16 protein-coding genes are annotated in these 17,068 nt (G+C 63.6%); 11 read left to right on the plus strand and 5 right to left on the minus strand.

Translation table 11 applies throughout. The annotated features are described in order from the left end of the window. Positions 1–771: 771 nt before the first annotated feature. Both arsC and SB753_RS24425 read left to right on the plus strand, forming a co-directional pair. Positions 772–1,155: an arsenate reductase (glutaredoxin) gene (arsC, locus tag SB753_RS24420; RefSeq protein ID WP_410802259.1), complete on the plus strand. Its 384-nt coding sequence runs from the start codon at positions 772–774 to the stop codon at positions 1,153–1,155. A 455-nt stretch (positions 1,156–1,610) separates the two neighbouring features. Further along, positions 1,611–1,901: a DUF1272 domain-containing protein gene (locus SB753_RS24425; protein WP_027804738.1), complete on the plus strand. Its 291-nt coding sequence runs from the start codon at positions 1,611–1,613 to the stop codon at positions 1,899–1,901. 69 nt (positions 1,902–1,970) lie between these two features. On the opposite strand, the gene SB753_RS24430 is transcribed toward SB753_RS24425, so the two are convergent. Next, entirely contained in the window at positions 1,971–2,180 is a 210-nt protein-coding gene (locus tag SB753_RS24430; protein ID WP_410802261.1) for a zf-HC2 domain-containing protein, read from the minus strand. After that, a complete protein-coding gene (locus SB753_RS24435; RefSeq protein ID WP_410802263.1) occupies positions 2,161–2,916 on the minus strand; it encodes an RNA polymerase factor sigma-70 in 756 nt (251 codons plus the stop codon). The genes SB753_RS24430 and SB753_RS24435 overlap by 20 nt, the downstream gene beginning before the upstream one ends. A gap of 304 nt (positions 2,917–3,220) precedes the next feature. Here SB753_RS24435 and SB753_RS24440 point away from each other — a divergent pair, with 304 nt between their 5' ends. Both SB753_RS24440 and SB753_RS24445 read left to right on the plus strand, forming a co-directional pair. Next, the gene (locus SB753_RS24440) at positions 3,221–3,352 is read left to right on the plus strand and encodes a hypothetical protein (RefSeq protein WP_020068649.1); all 132 of its coding nucleotides are present in this window, start codon (positions 3,221–3,223) and stop codon (positions 3,350–3,352) included. A 568-nt stretch (positions 3,353–3,920) separates the two neighbouring features. Then, entirely contained in the window at positions 3,921–4,475 is a 555-nt protein-coding gene (locus tag SB753_RS24445) for an NADPH-dependent FMN reductase (RefSeq protein WP_410802265.1), read from the plus strand. Between the two features lie 84 nt (positions 4,476–4,559). Here the strand turns inward: SB753_RS24445 and SB753_RS24450 are convergent, their stop codons facing one another. Then, on the minus strand, positions 4,560–5,645 hold the full coding sequence (locus SB753_RS24450; protein WP_410802267.1) for a hypothetical protein: 1,086 nt from the start codon (positions 5,643–5,645) through the stop codon (positions 4,560–4,562). Positions 5,646–5,886: 241 nt separating this feature from the next. Next, complete coding sequence (locus tag SB753_RS24455) at positions 5,887–8,169, minus strand: ATP-binding protein (protein WP_410802268.1); 2,283 nt, start codon at positions 8,167–8,169, stop codon at positions 5,887–5,889. 661 nt (positions 8,170–8,830) lie between these two features. Here SB753_RS24455 and SB753_RS24460 point away from each other — a divergent pair. The 7 genes from SB753_RS24460 (at position 8,831) to SB753_RS24490 (ending at position 15,949) form a co-directional block, all read left to right on the plus strand. After that, positions 8,831–9,199 (plus strand): response regulator, encoded by a 369-nt coding sequence (locus tag SB753_RS24460; RefSeq protein WP_027779025.1) that lies wholly within the window; start codon positions 8,831–8,833, stop codon positions 9,197–9,199. Continuing rightward, positions 9,192–9,815, plus strand: coding sequence for a chemotaxis protein CheC (locus tag SB753_RS24465; RefSeq protein WP_020068654.1), 624 nt, complete (start codon positions 9,192–9,194; stop codon positions 9,813–9,815). Before SB753_RS24460 ends, SB753_RS24465 begins: the two co-directional genes overlap by 8 nt. Beyond that, on the plus strand, positions 9,812–10,750 hold the full coding sequence (locus SB753_RS24470; RefSeq protein WP_027779023.1) for a GGDEF domain-containing protein: 939 nt from the start codon (positions 9,812–9,814) through the stop codon (positions 10,748–10,750). The genes SB753_RS24465 and SB753_RS24470 overlap by 4 nt, the downstream gene beginning before the upstream one ends. A gap of 288 nt (positions 10,751–11,038) precedes the next feature. Then, positions 11,039–11,887 (plus strand): presqualene diphosphate synthase HpnD, encoded by an 849-nt coding sequence (gene hpnD, locus SB753_RS24475; protein WP_410802269.1) that lies wholly within the window; start codon positions 11,039–11,041, stop codon positions 11,885–11,887. A 4-nt stretch (positions 11,888–11,891) separates the two neighbouring features. Further along, entirely contained in the window at positions 11,892–13,160 is a 1,269-nt protein-coding gene (gene hpnE / locus SB753_RS24480) for a hydroxysqualene dehydroxylase HpnE (RefSeq protein ID WP_408130483.1), read from the plus strand. Continuing rightward, positions 13,157–15,217, plus strand: coding sequence for a squalene--hopene cyclase (shc, locus tag SB753_RS24485; protein ID WP_310070065.1), 2,061 nt, complete (start codon positions 13,157–13,159; stop codon positions 15,215–15,217). Before hpnE ends, shc begins: the two co-directional genes overlap by 4 nt. 3 nt (positions 15,218–15,220) lie before the next feature. Next, positions 15,221–15,949: a phosphorylase gene (locus SB753_RS24490; RefSeq protein ID WP_410802271.1), complete on the plus strand. Its 729-nt coding sequence runs from the start codon at positions 15,221–15,223 to the stop codon at positions 15,947–15,949. Positions 15,950–15,995: 46 nt separating this feature from the next. Here the strand turns inward: SB753_RS24490 and SB753_RS24495 are convergent, their stop codons facing one another. After that, a complete protein-coding gene (locus SB753_RS24495; protein WP_410802273.1) occupies positions 15,996–17,066 on the minus strand; it encodes an MlaA family lipoprotein in 1,071 nt (356 codons plus the stop codon). Positions 17,067–17,068: the final 2 nt, after the last annotated feature.

Raw genomic sequence — 17,068 nt, forward strand, 5'->3', positions numbered from 1 at the left:
CGCCTCACGGATTGACCGCAGAGCAGAGTGCGCACGCCCTGCTTCTTAGTCCGATGCGCTGACCTAGGTTGGAACGCGATGTCGAGTGGACCTTGAGACCCAGCCTGGTCGTTGGCGATATGCGGTCCACCGGTTTATGCGCATAAACCACCGTTGCCTCTAGCCAGCTCATTTTTGTTCGCTGCTTCACATTGGCAAGTGGATCGCGACTCCGGCCACATGGTGGCAATACGGACCTCGGGCAATCGCGGGTTGCTAAGAGAACGGGTGGTTGGAGGATGGGCACATACCCCACCGTCCCATGCGTTCCCGCGCCGCGGTTGCGGGAAGCTCAGCCGGACCAACTTCGGCGGCTTTATGCGCATAAAGTTGCTGTCTCCTCCGCCCCGATTAGAAGGGCCGATGGAAAGCAAACGGTGCGCTGCCTTGGCAGAACGGTTCGGTCGCCGCTTTGGGAACTGCCAATAAAGCTGCCGCTCGATCCCCGCTCCAGCCGTGCGACGGGCCGTGCGCATCGAAGGCATTCGCGTCAACAACTTGCCGCTTCGCAGGCAACTGAGACACAACGCGCGTTCTTAGCACACGACATGGCGAACAAGCTCCGCCGTCACCATGGCAACCACGCGCGCCGTCAGTCATCCGCCGAGGCAGCGGCGGCCGGCACTGAGACCTGGTAGACGGCAACAAAGCCTGTCCGCCGATAGCGGATAAAATCCGACAACAACGTCCCCGACGTACCAGCATCTCTCCTCTTAACCACCAAAAGGGTCCATGATCACCATCTACCACAACCCTCGCTGCTCCAAATCCCGTGCGACCTGCGATCTGATTACCAGCAGCTATAGCGACGGCAAAGAGATTGTTGAGGTCATCGAATATCTGGATCATCCGCTCACCGTCGCCCAATTGCAGCAGCTGAACATGCAGCTGGCTTGTCCAGTGCGCGCTATGATCCGCGACACCGAGCCCGAATACGAGTCACTAGGCCTATCTGAGCACACGTTAAGCGACGCTCAGTTATACGAAGCATTGGCCGCGCATCCGATACTTCTGCAACGGCCGATCGTCGTGCGAAACGGGCGTGCTGTGATCGGCCGTCCACCCGAGAATGTGGCGAGCTTGTTCGTCGAGCATCACACTGAAGCGCAGCAATGAAGTGCAAGGCATACCTCCTACGCAATGTGCTCTGAAGGCGAGACGCCCACGGCCAGCGCCATATACTTGCGCAACTGTGTTGGCATGATTTGCACTTCATCTCAACCTCTAGGCGATCCCCTGCGTTCGGGCAACAGGCTCGCACCGACGAACATTCGCATGCGTTGCACCGGCATCAACTAAATGCAATGACAGTTTCATCGAGGCTGTGAGTCGACGTCGGTGGAAATAAGCCAACGCCCTGGCGTCGACTCCGTCCCACCGACGCAGGGAATCGCGCCGTGCGTCGCGCAACCATCCGCAGACAGCGACGCGCCCAACAAACCCACCGCACTGGCAGTAATTAACGCAGACCTGTCTCTTCCTGATACACGACACGATCTACGCTAGCGCAGCAGGAACAGACGCGTCACACCCCGCGCGAGCGGTTCCCCGAACACAAAAACGGAGTCCGAATGCTTGAACTGCGCCCATCTTGCGAAGGATGTGGAAAGTCGCTGCCGCCGAATGCGTCCGACGCGATGATCTGCACCTACGAATGCACTTTCTGCGAAGTGTGCGCGTTAACCACTCTGCGCAACGTGTGCCCTAACTGCGGCGGAAATTTCGCACATCGACCGATACGCACGCGTGCTCAGTTAGCAAAGCACCCGGCCCGAAGCGAGAGAACCGCTGTTGCTATCGACGAAGCCTCGCACTCCGAATTCCTCGAGCGCTATCGCACGACGCCACCCAGCGAAAGGTGACGTTTCGAGCATATCGCGTCGCCGCGGGGAGCAATACGGCAACCACCGCAAGCGCACCGGCATGCAGCATCAGTCGTCGCCGTTCATCGCGTCCGACGTCGAGATGCCGCTCATGGAATGAGCGGCGTCACGCAGCAGACGAATCTGTTTGCGATAGTTGCGGCAGCCGCTGCAAGTCGGCAGATGCAGCCGGATGGCAATCCATTCGCCAGTCGTCAACGGACGGTCCAGCGCGTCGGACAGCAGCCGGGTAATGTGCTTACATTTCCCCATTCGCATCCTCGCTGGATAAGCCCTTCTCGCTCAGACAGGTGCGCAAGCGAAGACGCGCGCGATAAATCAGCACGCTGCAATGGTTGGCCGTCAGTTGCAGTTCCGCGCAGATCGCATCGGTGTCGAGGTCGAGAAATTCGCGCATCATGAAAACGCGCCCAATATGCTCGGGTAGATGCTCGAGGCACGCCTCGAAGAGCGCCCAGAATTGCTGCTGACGCAGCGCCGTTTCGGGCGTCGGCCACGGGCGCGGCTTGGTCTGTTGCGACCAGTGACCGTTGTCCTTGAACAACTCGCGATCGAGTAGCGCTTCGCCATCGAGTTCTGACTCGAGGGCGGAGAGGTTCACAGTCCGTTGCCGGGCACGCAGCGTATCCACGAGCTTGTGCCGCAGGATGCCGAACACCCACGTCTTATGTACCGACTGTCCGACAAACCGGTCGGCTTGCGTCCAGGCTGCGGCGAGCGCTTCCTGGACAGCATCTTCGGCAGCCGCGGCATCGCGCAATTGCAAACGGGCGAAGCGCACGAGGTCGCGACGCAGTTGAGCCAGATAAACAGGGTCGCCGAGGGTCCCGGCGCTCGCCTGCGTCACGGTAGGCTCCGCTGCACGCGCCGCGAAGCGTGCGCGCGGTCGTATGAATGGTTGTCGCTCATAAACGGAGAGTTTGTCTCGCACGGGGTTCTGGCACGAGCGCCATTCTGCCGCAGCTTGCGGCGCAAGCGAATTGATATTGGACATACGCGGTCTCCAACGCGGGGATTTGTGGGCGTTAGTCGCGCGGGGCGGGCATCTTGTGACAAACAGAAATCGACTATTGCGAAAAACGAAATTAACGTTCGTGGCCCGTGCACCTGGCGTTCCTCTCCCGCCAAAGGCACGCCAGTCACGGGATGAGTCAGCGAAGCATTCGTTGCATTTGCATTATTTCAGTTAGTGAAAAGAAGTCTTCCCATCTAGCCCATTTTTAGGGGGGCACTGAATCGCTATTCTTCGGCCATCGATCGCATCAGATCGCCAGCCAAACACCACGAGGAGTAGCACCATGAAACGCATTCTGTCCGCCCTGATCGCTTCCGTCGCTTTGTTCGCCGCCGCTTCCGGCGCAGCCGAGGCTGCTGCCCCGGCACAATGCAATGGCCCGGCGTCGTACTGCAACGTGTTTTTCGGCAACTAAGCTCCGCTCCGGGCCGCCTGCACCCATGCAGGCACCAGCGGCTGACCGCGGAAATCGCGGAGACGAACTGTCCGAAGCGAAAAAGGGCGCCCAGATGGGCGCCCTTTTTTCGTAGCAACGTCAGAACGAAACCAATCACGGGCCGGATGCCCGTTCCAAATCCACGCCGCTGCCTACGCCACCCGCACCTCCCTGCGCTCTGACCACGCGTTTTCCACCAGCGCGGTCACAGCCGAATCCACGCCACGGCTGCTCCAACGTGCGATTAACCGCACACCGTCATCACTCACGACTGACCACCGAAAAACTGCCGCTGCCTCCAAAAGGCGTAGGCCGGAGGCAGGCTTGATTGACAAGGCAAAAGTAGCACTTATCCACAAGGTTATTCAGTAAAACTGTGGATAACTTTTGCACCTGCCGCGTTATCCACCGCGCCAGCGTAAAACCGCCGTACTTTTCCGCCACTTTGTCCAAAGCGGTGCGGGCCGACGCCCTGCGCCCGGCTTTTTGCCTATGATGACAGTCCGTACCCTTTGCGCGTCGAGCGCCTTATTCAAGGAAGCGAATCATGGCCCTACACATTGCAGTTGTCGTCGGCAGTTTGCGTCGCGAGTCGTTCAACCGTCAGTTGGCGCAAGCGGTCGTCTCGTTGGCGCCGTCCGACTTTACATTCGAGTTCATCGACATCGGCTCGCTGCCGCTCTACAGCCAGGACTACGACGCGGATTATCCCGAAGCGGGCAAGCAACTCAAACAGCGGATCGAGGCCGCCGATGGCCTGCTGTTCGTCACGCCGGAATACAACCGCTCGATTCCGGGCGTACTGAAGAACGCACTCGACTGGGGCTCGCGTCCGTGGGGCACTAATTCATGGGGTAATAAACCGGGTGCGGTTATCGGCACCTCGGTCGGCGCGACCGGCTCGGCCCTCGCGCAGCAACATCTGCGCAATGTGCTGGCTTATCTCGACGTCGCGGTGCTCGGTCAGCCCGAGGTGTTCATCAAGCACGATCCCGCGGTCATCAATGAGAAGGGCGAAATTCTGAACGATGGGACGCGCAAGTTCCTGCAGACTTTCGTCGACCGCTACGTTACGTGGGTCAAGCGGCATACCGCTACCTGACACTGTCTAGCTCCGACCGTCCTGAAGGCGGTGGCGCCGCCGCACCTCCCGGTGCACCGCCGCTACCGCTACTCTCGTTTGCTCTTACACGTGGTGATGCCCGGTCACGCGCTCCCAGCCGTGACGCACGGCAAGCTTGAAGCGCTCCCAGGTGCTGTCAGGCGACGTCGTTTCCCAATGGCGCCGTGCTTCCGGTTCGACGTCGTCCCACGCCCGGTCCCGATAACGTACGTCCTTGCCGATTTCCGCACCATAGCGGTAGGCCGGAACGTAGTCTTCGTAGCGCGCGTCGTCGGCGGCGTACTGCTCGTCGTAATGCGTACGGAAATCTTCTTCGTACTCCAGGTATTCGTTCGGAATCTGGCCGCTCAGCCCGGCCGTCGGTTGGGCCGATCCGGAAGCCACTTCGGACGGCTGCATCACAGCGCCTGAGCCAGGCGCGGACCCGGCCGCAATCGCGCTACGTCCCGCGTCGGCCGCCAGCGGGTCCGGCAGAGGCTCGTTCAGCGGATCGGCCGCGCGGCTTCCGGTGAGCGGCGGCGGAACGAACGGCTCCGCGTCGGTGCTGCGAGGCGAGGTCGTGTACAGCGGATCAGCCGTCGTAGAGCCAGTGAAACCAGGCGACGCAGGTGTTCCGACGCCGCTTGGCGTCACGGACTCGGTTCTGACGGATGCCGGCGTTTCACGGACCGTCGAAGTCGTCATTCCCGGTTCGGGGCCGCGCGGTGTTCCCGGCGTGACCGCACCGATTCCCAGTTCGTCGAGTAACGAATGCTCGCGGGCATCCTCCGTGGCTGACTGCGTGCTCCAGTCCGGCGAACGCTCGCCGATATCGGTCGCGCCGAGCCGCGTCAGCGTGTTGCGAGCGAGTTCCGCGTGCGATTCGCTGGCAGCGTCGATTACGACGAGCACGGCCCCGCGCCGCACGGCTTCGGTGTAACGCGCGGTCTCCGGCGCCCGTGGACCGCTGGCAAAGAGGCTCGACAGGAAGCGCTCTATGTTTGCGAGCACTCCCGAACCCGCGACCTCGGCGGTTGCCGAGCCGACTGACGGTTCGGCGTTGGCCTGCAACTCGATTGTCTCGCGTGCGAAACCGGTCTGTACTAGTGTCTCCCGAGCGGTTTCGGCCTCAGGATAGGTATTAAACAAACCAATCACGGTATGTCGCATGGCTGTCTCCCGTTTTGGGTAGGACGGATAGCGCAGCGCGCGCCATCCCGGCTATCCAACAGGTGCCGCAACCTTCATGCCGGAGTCTTGATTCATGCGCCACACGGCCCGCCCCGCTGGGCTGCGCGAAGCGCTTCACGTCGACGACGCGGCAGCGTGCCCGCCGCGGTTTTTACAATCCCGCGCAAATTGAGCAAAAAACGGGGATGCGAGCGCCTGAGAGCCGCTGCCTGCGGTCGATCTATTGCGCGTGATGCGTGGCCGGATCGAGCCCGGTCTGGGCAAGTTCGCGCTGGATGCCCTGCAGAAGACTTTCGAGCAGCGCGATATCGAAGGGTTTGGAGAGCACGCGCACGTTCACATGCCGTGCCCGATCGAGTTCTTCCGCATAACCGGTGACGAGAATCACGGGCAGCGTGACATCGAGCGTTCTTATCGCCTCGGCCAGATCGATGCCGTTAAGGGCGCCCGGCATATGAATGTCGGACAGCACCAATTCAAACGGCACCGGCTCACCAGTGCGCGCCCGCTGCGCGTAAGCGTCGCGCAACAGACGCAGCGCCATGTCCGCATTGAACACGCATGTGACCTGGTGGCCCATCATCTGCAACAACGCTTCGGTACCTGCCGCCACTTCCTCGTTGTCCTCGACGAGCAGGATGCGCAGCCCGTGCAACGCGCCTTGGTGTTCTGCGTCCGTTTCGTCCGGCGCGTCGACGGCCGACTCTTCCGGCGCGCGCGGCAGATATAGCCGCACCGAAGTGCCGGCACCCACCGCGCTGTCGATTGCCGCAAGCCCGCCCGATCGCTCGCAGAAGGCAAACACCTGCGGCAGGCCGAGTCCCGTGCCCATGCCCTTTGCCTTGGTCGTAAAGAGCGGCTCGAAAGCGCGCGCGAGCACCTCGGGCGCCATCCCCGCACCGGTGTCCTCAAGCGACACCTGGACGAAGTCGCCTGTGAGCGGAAAGCCGTCTTCGTGACGGAACGTAATGTTGGTCGCACGCACGGTGAAGCGCCCGCCGTTGGGCATGGCGTCGCGCGCATTGACGGCGATGTTGATGAGCGCGAGCTCGAGCTCGGCAACGTCCACGCGCATCGGCCAGACGCCGGCCCCGATGTCCATCACCAGCGAAACCTTGGCTCCGAGCGACGCGCGCAGCAAGTCGCGGCATGCGGGCAGCCAACGTTCGAGCGCGACGGTTTCATTGCGCAGCGGCTGCTTACGCGCGACGCCCAGCAACTGCCGCGTGAGCGACTGGCCGCTCTTCAGCGCCCGCTCCATGGCTGACAATTCCCGGTCCAGCCCGGGCGCGCCGCGCCGCCGTGCGATCTGCACGTTGGCGGCAAGAATCATCAGCAGATTGTTGAAGTCGTGTGCGACGCTGCCCACCAGCGTGCCGAGCGCTTCCATCTTGCGCGACTGCCGGTACGCGGATTCGATCGAACGGCGCATCGACGCTTCCGCCTGCCATCGTTCCCATGCCTCTTCCTCGGCGCTCAGCCTCCGCAGTGACAGCCAGATCACGCACCATAGCGCGACGGACGGCGTGAATATCGACAGGATCAACACGGCCAGGTGCCGATACCAGGCGGCCCACATCGCCGATGCACGATACCCGCACATGACGTAGACCGGATAGGAGCCGACGTGCCGGAACGCGACGATCATGTTGTCGCCGTCGAGATTCGAGCGCATGCGCGCGACCCCGGCGCGCCGTCCCTGGTTCATGGCCTCGGCGAACGGCGAATCCGGCGCGACGGCCGCCGGTTCGCGCGGGCGACGCGGATAGTGCGCGAGGACCGCGCCGTCCGAGCGCACGAGGCTCATGGTCATCGGCGCGCCGTCGTTGCCGCCGAGCAGTTCGCGATAGAACGCGTCGAAATAGCTCGGGCGCAGCGCAACCGACACCACGCCGGCGAAAGTACCGTCGGGCGCGCGCCGTTCGACGGCGGTGTTGAACACCTGTTCGCCGGCGACATGCCCCGTCATTACCTTCGACACGTGTTCGAGGTCGTGGCCGTCGCGAAGGCCGACGAAATCCTCGCGCTCGCCGATGGAAACCGGCGGTGCCGGATAAACGCGGCTACTCACGAGAAGCGCGCCGTCGCGGCCGAAAATCGACACGGCGGCCACTTGCGGATAGCCGCCGCCCATTGTCCGCACTTTTCGGTGGATGGCGGCCTCGCGCGCGCGAATGCCGTCGTCGTCCAGGCCTTCCGTCAGATCGACGATGCGCGTGTCGAGCGTCTCGTTCATGTCGAAGACCTTCAGCGCATGCTCCTCAGCGACTCGCACGGTGCGCAGCGTCATATTGGTGGCATCGGCTTCGCGGGTTCGCAGGTCGCTGAACGCCATGATCGCGACGTAGAGGCATGGCAGCACGATCGCGGCGACCAGCAGCGCGATCAACGTCATTCGCCGGATCTGGAAGTTCTGCTCCGGCACCGCAGGAAACACGGCCTCGTCCTGCCCATCAGCGGAAAGGCGGCTCGCTCGATGCGGGTCGAACCGGTTTTGGGTCATTTGTTAAGCGCTCAGGTCTTCGGGGCTGGGAGGCACGGCGGATACGAGAAGCATAGTCGCAGAATGGCGGTAGAAGTTACCGTAATTGAGGGCGCCAGACATTTCGACACCTATTCATTGCCCTTTTAAAACAGTGAAGAATCGAGAAGCGCAAACGTACACAAAAGTATAAACGGGATTGAAACGATTATTATGCGGGGCGTATTTTTTCGAATAACGCCCGTGTAAGGAAGATATTGTTATCAGGACGAAAATACCGTGTATTGCATTTCGACTGGTTTGCTTTGAGAATCGACGCAATGAGAAAAAGTGCGTCCGCTATGTTCGGACGCATACGCCGCGAGGGCATCGGATCATGCGTTTACGCGTGAGTGCCGGCGTTCGCGGAAAACAAGCGCGCGGCACGGGACCAGCCGATCCAACCAGCCGCGCCTCATCTACGGGGTAGGCTCACATGCCGGTCATAACCGTCGTCCAGCGCACGCAGCCTTGCGCGCGCCATGGTTTCGCCAGACGCGCGTCGCCGCGCCACCTCCCCGCGCGGCCGCAAGCAGCCTTCCACCGAGGCAACGCACAGTTTGCGGCTTGCCAGACTCCGCCCTAAAGGAATTCCGCTATCCGCCGTTAACCCGTACGAGCTTATTCCGTCTTTCGACCCGCCATGCCTTTGCCAATCGTGATCGCCGATGATTCATTGCTTGCCCGCAAGGTGCTCACCAAGGCATTGCCGCCGGACTGGGACGTCGATGTGTCGTACGCGTCGAACGGGCGCGAAGCCCTCGCTCTGTATCGTCAAGGGAAAGCCTCGGTGATGTTCCTCGACCTGACCATGCCGGAAATGAACGGCTATCAGGTACTTGAGGCGCTGCAGCATGAGGATCTGAACACCTTCGTCATCGTCGTCTCGGCCGATATCCAGCCGATGGCCCAGGCGCGCGTACGCACGCTCGGCGCCGCGGCGTTCATCGCCAAGCCCGTGACGCCGGAGGCGGTACTGCCTATCCTCAAGGAGTACGGGTTGTATGTCTGAGCCAGTCCTCACCGAAGATCAGCGCGACGCGCTGCAAGAGGTCGCCAATCTGGCGATGGGTCAAGCCGCGACACGTCTCGCGCGGCTGCTCGATTCGTTTATCGAATTATCGGTGCCGCGCGTGAGGGTGGTGGCCGTGAGCGAGGCCGCGCAAGCGCTCCGAGAGATGACCGGTATTGAAGACCGGGTCAGCGCGGTACGCCAGGGCTTTCGTTCCGACATCAAGGGCGAGGCGCTGGTGATTTGCCGCAGCGACAGCGTGGAGGACTTGTGCGCGCTGGTCAGCGACCCGTATTCGCGCTCCGCTTACGAAGCTGTGAGCCAGAAAGAGCTGATGTTCGACGTGGCGAACGTGCTCACCGGCGCGTGCGTGTCGTGCATTCTCGACCAGCTCGGCCGCACGCCGGTGTTTTCCGCGCCCGGCCTGCTGGGCGACGCCTTGACGCTCGACGAAGTGTTTCAGCCCGGCGTGTTGCAATGGGAAGTCGCATTGCTCGTCGAAGTCAATTTCGCGCTGGAAGACCAGAGCTTCCGCGCGCATCTCGTGATGCTGATGGCGGAAGAGTCCATCCGTCATATGAGCGACGCGCTCGACGCGTTGTTGTCCAGCCTATGAGCGCGCCTACGGAGTCGTTGAGCGATCTGGTCGTCGAGCGGGTGGGCTTCGGCATCTTCGTGCTCGACCGCGACATGAACGTGTTGATGTGGAACCGCTTCATGCAGGACCACAGCGGGCTGTCCGCGGAGCAGGTGGTCGGCAAGTCGCTGTTCACGCAGTTTCCGGAACTGCCGCGAGTGTGGCTGTCGCGCAAGATCGAAAGTGTCTTTCAGCTGGGTAGCTTCGCGTTCAGTTCGTGGGAACAGCGCCCGTATCTGTTCAAGTTCGACCACGACCGGCCGATCACCGGCGGGGTCGATTACATGCAGCAGGACGTGACGTTCATGCCGCTCACGCGCGATCGGGAAGTGGTGGCCGTTTGCGTCACCATCTCCGACGTGACCCATGTGAGCATCGTGCAACGAGAGCGCGAGGAGGCTGTCGCCAAGCTGCAGGAGTACGCGGACCGTGACGGACTGACTGGCATTGCCAACCGCCGCTTCTTCGAGGCGCGGCTGCTCGACGAATATACGCGCTGGCAGCGCTATGGCGGCGACATGTCGGTGCTGTTGTTCGACCTCGACCACTTCAAGAAGATCAACGACCAGTTCGGTCACGGCGTCGGCGATACCGTTTTGCGCGTGATGGCGCAGCGCGTTGCCGGGGTCGTGCGGGCGCAGGACACGTTCGGGCGTTTCGGCGGCGAAGAGTTCGCATTGCTGCTGCCGTGCACGCCGCTGGAGGACGCCATGCGCGTCGCCGAAAAAATTCGCCGCACGATCGCCGATACGCCGGTCGAGGTGCAGGGCACGAGCGTGCCCGTTACGGCGAGCGTGGGCGGCGCGGCCGCGCGTGCCGGCTCGCCCGCATATGACGTGCTGATCAACGAGGCCGATGCGGCGCTCTACAGCGCGAAGCGGCAAGGCCGCAATCGCTGCGTCGCGTTGACGTAAATGGCGGCGATTGAGGTTCGCTCATAGCGCCCGGTTGCGCTAAAAAGCCGGTTCTGCCTGTGGCATCATGCGCCGCACGTCGCACCGGGCTTGCCGGTCACAGCGGGCTGTGTCGGTCATTGCTCTGTGGAAACTGCGTCGTCGGACAAACGTTGTTATACTTTTCGCCGTTTCCGGCATCCCAGCCGTGTGTTTCGCGCGTGTCCGCGCGCGCGGGCCGCCCGCCCTGCGGCGAGGCATAAAAATTCCTGTACGCCTTTCAGCGGGCGCCCTCCTGCGGAGATCGTCTTGGCTGTATCCAATCTTGTCGTGGACGATACTGAAATCGACGCCGCTGCCGCCACGTCCGGCAGTTCGTTTTATCTCGCAATGCGCATCCTGCCGGCCGCGCAGCGCGACGCGATGTATCAGGTCTACGCTTTCTGCCGCGCTGTCGACGATATCGCCGACAGCGACATGCCGCGCGCCGACCGCGCCGCGGCGCTCGAGCGCTGGCGCGCCGACATCGACGCGTGCTATACCGGCTCGCCGCGCGCCTCGTTGCGCGCGCTGACGCGGCACATCCACACGTTCCATCTGCAGCGCGAGGATTTTCACGCAATGATCGACGGCATGGCGATGGATGCGGCCGCCGACATCTGCGCCCCCGACGAGGCCACGCTCGACCTTTACTGCGACCGTGTCGCGAGCGCGGCGGGCCGTCTATCGGTGAGGATATTCGGGATGCAGGAGGAGCCAGGCCGTTTGCTGGCGCACCATCTCGGCCGCGCGCTTCAGCTGACGAACATTCTGCGCGACATCGACGAAGACGCAGGCATCAACCGTTGCTATCTGCCGCATGAGTTGCTGGCCCGAGAAGGCATCGCGGTGAAGAATCCCTCGCAGATCGCCGACGATCCGTCGCTGCCGCGCGTCTGCGCAACGCTCGCTGAACGCGCGAAAGAGCATTTCGCCGCGTCCGACGCGATCATGGACCGCGAGCCGCGCAACCAGGTGCGCGCACCGCGCATCATGTCGGGCGTGTACCGCTTGCTGCTGGAACGCACACTCGAACGCGGCTTCGACATTCCGCGCACGAAGGTCAGCAAGCCGAAACTGCGCATGCTGTGGATCGTCGTGCGTTACGCGCTCTTCTGAGCCGATGCCGAGACTCGTACATGTGGTCGGCGCGGGCCTCGCCGGCCTGGCCGCCGCAGTGCAGTTGCAGCGGCGCGGCGCGCGAGTCGTGCTACACGAAGCGGCGCAACAGGCGGGCGGCCGGTGCCGTTCGTACTACGACGCCAAGCTGGGCGCAACGATCGACAGCGGCAATCACCTGATGATGTCGGGCAACGCGGCGACGCTGAATTACGCGCGTGCTATCGGCGCCGTGGACGAACTGACGGGACCGGCTTTGCCGGAATTCCCGTTCGTGGATCTCGCCACTCACGCGCGCTGGACCGTGCGCCTGTCGTCGGGACGGCTGCCCTGGTGGATCTTCGATCAGAACGCGCGTGTACCGAACACCGGCCCGAGCGACTATCTGAGTCTCGTGCCGCTGCTTTTCGCCAAGCCCGGTCGCACCGTCGCGCAAACCATGCGCAGCAATGGCCCGCTGTGGGACCGCCTGCTGGCTCCGTTGTTTCGCGCAATGCTCAACGCCGAGCCGCGCGACGCGTCGGCGGCGCTGACTGGGGCAATGGTGCGCGAGACGTTGATGGCGGGCGGCCTGGCGTGCCGGCCGCTGATCGCGCGGAACGGTTTGAGCAGCGCTTTCGTCGATCCGGCGTTGCGACTGTTGCAGCATGGCGGCGCGACGATCGAGATCGGCTCGCGGCTCGAAAAAATCCGGTTTGCGGCGAACGGCAGCCGCGTAGAGGCGCTCGATTTCGCCGAACAGAGCGTCGCGCTGGACGTCAACCAGGCTGTGATTCTCGCCGTGCCGCCGGACGTCGCCCAGACGCTGGTCCCTGGCCTGCGGGCGCCGGCCCGCTTTGCCGCGACGCTCAGCGCGTATTTCGCCGTGGAACCGCCGTTCGGCTTGCCGCCCGTCACCGGTCTCCTGAACGGCACCGCGCAATGGCTGTTCGCGTCCGACGGACGTCTGTCCGCAACGGTTTATGGCGTCGGCAATGTTGTCGACACGCCGCGCGAAGAGCTGGCGGCGCGCTTGTGGGCCGAGGTGGCTCAGGCGGCCAATCTGCCCGCCGCGCCCATGCCGGCCTGGCAGATCGTCGTCGACGAACGGGCGACTTTTGCCGCGTCGCCGGAACAGGAAACGCTGCGTCCCGGCACGCGCACTCGCTGGAATAATCTGATGCTCGCGGGGGACTGGACGGCTACCGGCCTGCCCGCGACGATTGAAGGCGCGATCCGCTCAGGTCAGAAGGCCGCGGATACGTTGCTGAATCAACCGATGGAACGCCGATGAACGATTTATCTCAAGCCCACATGCTGGGTGCCGTCATGCCCGAATTCGCCGACGAAGCGCGAAGCGCGCCTTCCGTTGCGAGCGATGCGGCCCACGCGTCTACCGCGTCTGCAGAATCTGCTGGTTTCGCCGCTTCGCTCGACACCTCGATCACGCGCGCAACCGAGGCGATCCTGGCCGCGCAAAAGCCCGACGGCCACTGGGTCTACGAACTCGAAGCGGATGCGACGATTCCCGCCGAATACGTGCTGCTGGTCCATTACCTTGGCGAAACGCCGAACGTGGAGCTGGAGCAGAAAATCGCGCGCTATTTGCGCCGCATCCAGCTGGCCGACGGCGGCTGGCCGCTCTTCACCGACGGCGCGCTCGACGTCAGCGCGAGCGTGAAGGCGTACTTCGCGCTGAAGATGATCGGCGACCCGGTCGACGCGGAGCACATGGTCCGCGCGCGCGAGGCAATTCTCGCGCACGGCGGCGCGGAGGCGGTGAACGTCTTCACGCGGATCCTGCTGGCCTTGTTCGGCGTGGTGTCGTGGCGCGCGGTGCCGATGATGCCCGTGGAAATCACGCTGCTGCCCATGTGGTTTCCGTTCCATCTGTCGAAGGTGTCGTACTGGGCCCGGACCGTAATCGTGCCGCTGCTCGTGCTAAATGCGAAGCGGCCGCTCGCGCGCAATCCGCGCCGCGTGCGCATCGACGAATTGTTCCGCGGCGCGCCCGTGAACACCGGCATGCCGCAGCGGGCGCCGCATCAACATGTCGGCTGGTTCCGCTTTTTCCGGGTCGTGGATACGGTGCTACGCGCGGTCGACGGTCTGTTTCCGAAAGCCACGCGCGAGCGAGCGGTCCGCGAGGCAGTGGCCTTTGTCGATCAGCGGCTGAACGGGGAAGACGGCCTGGGCGCGATTTTCCCGGCCATGGCCAATTCGGTGATGATGTACGACGTGCTCGGTTATCCGGCCGACCATCCGAACCGCGCAATTGCGCGTCAGTCGATCGAAAAGCTGCTCGTTATCAAGGATGACGAAGCATATTGTCAGCCCTGTTTGTCGCCGGTGTGGGACACGTCGCTTGCCGCGCACGCGTTGCTCGAAACGGGCGAAGCGCGTGCCGAGCAGGCAGCAGAACGCGGCCTTGCATGGCTGCGTCCGCTGCAGATTCTCGACGTGCGCGGCGACTGGATTTCGCGCCGGCCGAACGTGCGGCCGGGCGGCTGGGCCTTCCAGTACAACAACGCGTATTACCCGGACGTCGACGATACAGCGGTGGTCGCGATGGCCATGCATCGCTCGGCTGCGCTGACGCAGTCGAGTGTCGATCGCGAGGCGATTGCGCGCGCGCGGGAATGGGTCGTCGGCATGCAGAGCAGCGACGGCGGCTGGGGCGCGTTCGAGCCCGAGAACACGCAGTATTACCTGAACAACATTCCGTTCTCCGATCACGGCGCGCTGCTCGATCCGCCGACGGCAGACGTGTCGGGTCGCTGCCTGTCGATGCTCGCGCAACTCGGCGAGTTGCCGCAAAACAGCGAACCGGCGCAGCGTGCGCTCGACTATATGTTGAAGGAACAGGAGCCCGACGGCAGCTGGTACGGCCGCTGGGGTTTGAACTACATCTACGGTACGTGGACCGCGCTGTGTTCGCTGAACGCAGCGGGCATTTCGCACGACGACCCGCGCATCAAACGCGCCGCACAGTGGCTGCTGTCGATCCAGAACGAAGACGGCGGTTGGGGCGAAGCCGGCGAGAGCTACAAGCTCGACTACCACGGTTACGAACGCGCGCCGAGCACGGCTTCGCAAACGGCATGGGCGTTGATGGGCCTGATGGCGGCGGGCGAAGTGAATCACGAGGCGGTTGCGCGCGGCATCGACTATTTGCAGCGTGAACAACGCGCGCACGGCTTGTGGGACGAAACGCGTTTCACCGCCACCGGTTTCCCGCGCGTGTTTTATCTGCGTTATCACGGCTATCGCAAGTTTTTCCCGCTCTGGGCGCTGGCGCGTTTCCGTCATCTGAAGCGCAACGGGCTCACGCGCGTTGCCGTCGGGATGTAACGGATGCTTCGCCCAACAGCGCCGTCCGCCGATGCCGACGGCAACAGCTTGCCGGTCATCGTCGTAACGGGCATGGCGTTCGAAGCGCGAATTGCGCGGGGCGAAGGCGTCGAAGTGGTCTATGCGGCACGCGCCGATCTGCTGGAACGCGCGCTGAACGCAGCGGTCGCGCGCGGTTGCTCGGGGATCGTCAGCTTCGGTACGGCGGGTGGCCTGGCGCCGGATTTGCAGCCGGGTGCGCTCATTGTCGCCGACGCCGTCGAAGGTCCGTTTGGCCGCATTCCTACCGATCCGGCCTGGACGAACAGGCTTGCCGCCGCGCTGGCGACCGGACCGCTCGCGTCACGCCTGCGGCGCGGTTCAATGGCCGCGGTAGCGGCGCCGCTCATGTCCGCCGACGGCAAGCGTGCGCTGCATCGCTCGACGGGTGCATTGGCTGTGGACATGGAATCGCATCTGGCTGGCGCGATGGCGGCCGCCCGCGGGCTGCCGTTCGCCGTGTGCCGTGCGATTGTGGATCCTGCGTGGCGTACGTTGCCGTCGGCGGCGACCGCCGGGCTGCGCGATGACGGCAGCACCGCGCTTGCGCCGATCCTGCGCGAGCTGATGCGGCAACCGTCACAGATTGGCGCGCTCATTCAGGTAGCGATCGATGCGCGTGCGGCGCGTGTTTCCCTGGTGCAGGCCCGGCAAGCGCTGGGTGCGGCTGAGGCCCTGCTGAAGTTGGCCTAGCAGTTCAGGAGCGTCGACGCACGCCTTGGGCGTGCGTACGCCGATCCTATTGCGCAGCTGGCGCTGAAGCCGGTTGTTGATTACCAGCAGGTGCAGACGTGGTCGGTACAGCCGTGCCCGTACTGGGCGCTGAAGCCGCACCTGGCGCTGTTGCCGGCGTCGCGGTTGTCCCCGACTTAGCCCCCGTCGTTTCACTCGCAGGCATTGAGCCCGCAGCGCCGCTTGCTGGCGCGGGCGACTCACCCGGATCCGTGTAATTCGGCACGCCCGCTGGTGCGCCCGTAGCGGCACCAGACGCCGCGTCCGGCGTGTCCGCCGTATCGCCCGGGTCTGCGTAGTTCGGAAGCGTAGCCGGCGCGCCAGCAGCGGCGCCCTTCGCTGGAGTCGTCGCAGCGCCCGAGTCGTCCTGATCCTCATATTCCGGCAGCGGCGCGGCATTGTCGCCGGTGCCGCGCAGACGCGCCCGCCGTTGCTGCGTATAGGCGTCCCGCACGAACGAGTATTTATCCAGTGCCGCTTGCTGCAGAAGATCCGTCGCGCCCAGCAGGTCGGAGCGAACGCTCACGAACTGCAGCACATACAGCGGATTGCGCACCGCCGGCTCCATGTAGTTCAAAGGATTGAACTTCACGTCCACCACCAGCCCCATGCTGTCTCGCACGGTACTCGGCCCGAAAAGCGGCAAGACCAGATACGGTCCCGATGGAATGCCCCAGTGTCCAAGCGTCAGGCCGAAGTCCTGATGATGCTTGGGCAGGCCGGCCGGCGTCGCCCAATCGAGCAGGCCGCCGAGACCGAACGTGGAGTTGAACGCGAAACGGACGAGGTCCTCGGTCGCGTCAGTGATCTTCAACTGCAGCAGCGCATTCGCGGCGTTGGTCAAGTCACCCAGGTTCGAAAAGAAGTTGCTGACGGCCGTGCGCAACGGCTGCGGCGTCACCTTCTGATAGCCCTTCGCGACGGGCACCGCGACATAGCGGTCGAGGCCGTCGTTGAAATTGAACACCGCCCGGTTCATCGGCTCGAACGGGTCGCCGGGCTTGCGGTCGGGACCGGTTGCGCAGCCGGTTATGAGGCCGGTGGCAGCAAGCGCCAGCACGGTGGTACGCAGTTTCATGC

Source organism: Paraburkholderia sp. SIMBA_053 (genome assembly GCF_046534895.1).
Classification (GTDB): Bacteria; Pseudomonadota; Gammaproteobacteria; order Burkholderiales; family Burkholderiaceae; genus Paraburkholderia; species Paraburkholderia caledonica.

Coding starts and splice junctions, on each gene's coding strand:
- arsC (WP_410802259.1), top strand. CDS start 772: ATGATCACCATCTACCACAACCCTCGCTGCTCCAAATCCCGTGCGACC.
- SB753_RS24425 (WP_027804738.1), top strand. CDS start 1,611: ATGCTTGAACTGCGCCCATCTTGCGAAGGATGTGGAAAGTCGCTGCCG.
- SB753_RS24430 (WP_410802261.1), bottom strand. CDS start 2,180: ATGCGAATGGGGAAATGTAAGCACATTACCCGGCTGCTGTCCGACGCG.
- SB753_RS24435 (WP_410802263.1), bottom strand. CDS start 2,916: ATGTCCAATATCAATTCGCTTGCGCCGCAAGCTGCGGCAGAATGGCGC.
- SB753_RS24440 (WP_020068649.1), top strand. CDS start 3,221: ATGAAACGCATTCTGTCCGCCCTGATCGCTTCCGTCGCTTTGTTCGCC.
- SB753_RS24445 (WP_410802265.1), top strand. CDS start 3,921: ATGGCCCTACACATTGCAGTTGTCGTCGGCAGTTTGCGTCGCGAGTCG.
- SB753_RS24450 (WP_410802267.1), bottom strand. CDS start 5,645: ATGCGACATACCGTGATTGGTTTGTTTAATACCTATCCTGAGGCCGAA.
- SB753_RS24455 (WP_410802268.1), bottom strand. CDS start 8,169: ATGACCCAAAACCGGTTCGACCCGCATCGAGCGAGCCGCCTTTCCGCT.
- SB753_RS24460 (WP_027779025.1), top strand. CDS start 8,831: ATGCCTTTGCCAATCGTGATCGCCGATGATTCATTGCTTGCCCGCAAG.
- SB753_RS24465 (WP_020068654.1), top strand. CDS start 9,192: ATGTCTGAGCCAGTCCTCACCGAAGATCAGCGCGACGCGCTGCAAGAG.
- SB753_RS24470 (WP_027779023.1), top strand. CDS start 9,812: ATGAGCGCGCCTACGGAGTCGTTGAGCGATCTGGTCGTCGAGCGGGTG.
- hpnE (WP_408130483.1), top strand. CDS start 11,892: ATGCCGAGACTCGTACATGTGGTCGGCGCGGGCCTCGCCGGCCTGGCC.
- shc (WP_310070065.1), top strand. CDS start 13,157: ATGAACGATTTATCTCAAGCCCACATGCTGGGTGCCGTCATGCCCGAA.
- SB753_RS24490 (WP_410802271.1), top strand. CDS start 15,221: ATGCTTCGCCCAACAGCGCCGTCCGCCGATGCCGACGGCAACAGCTTG.
- SB753_RS24495 (WP_410802273.1), bottom strand. CDS start 17,066: ATGAAACTGCGTACCACCGTGCTGGCGCTTGCTGCCACCGGCCTCATA.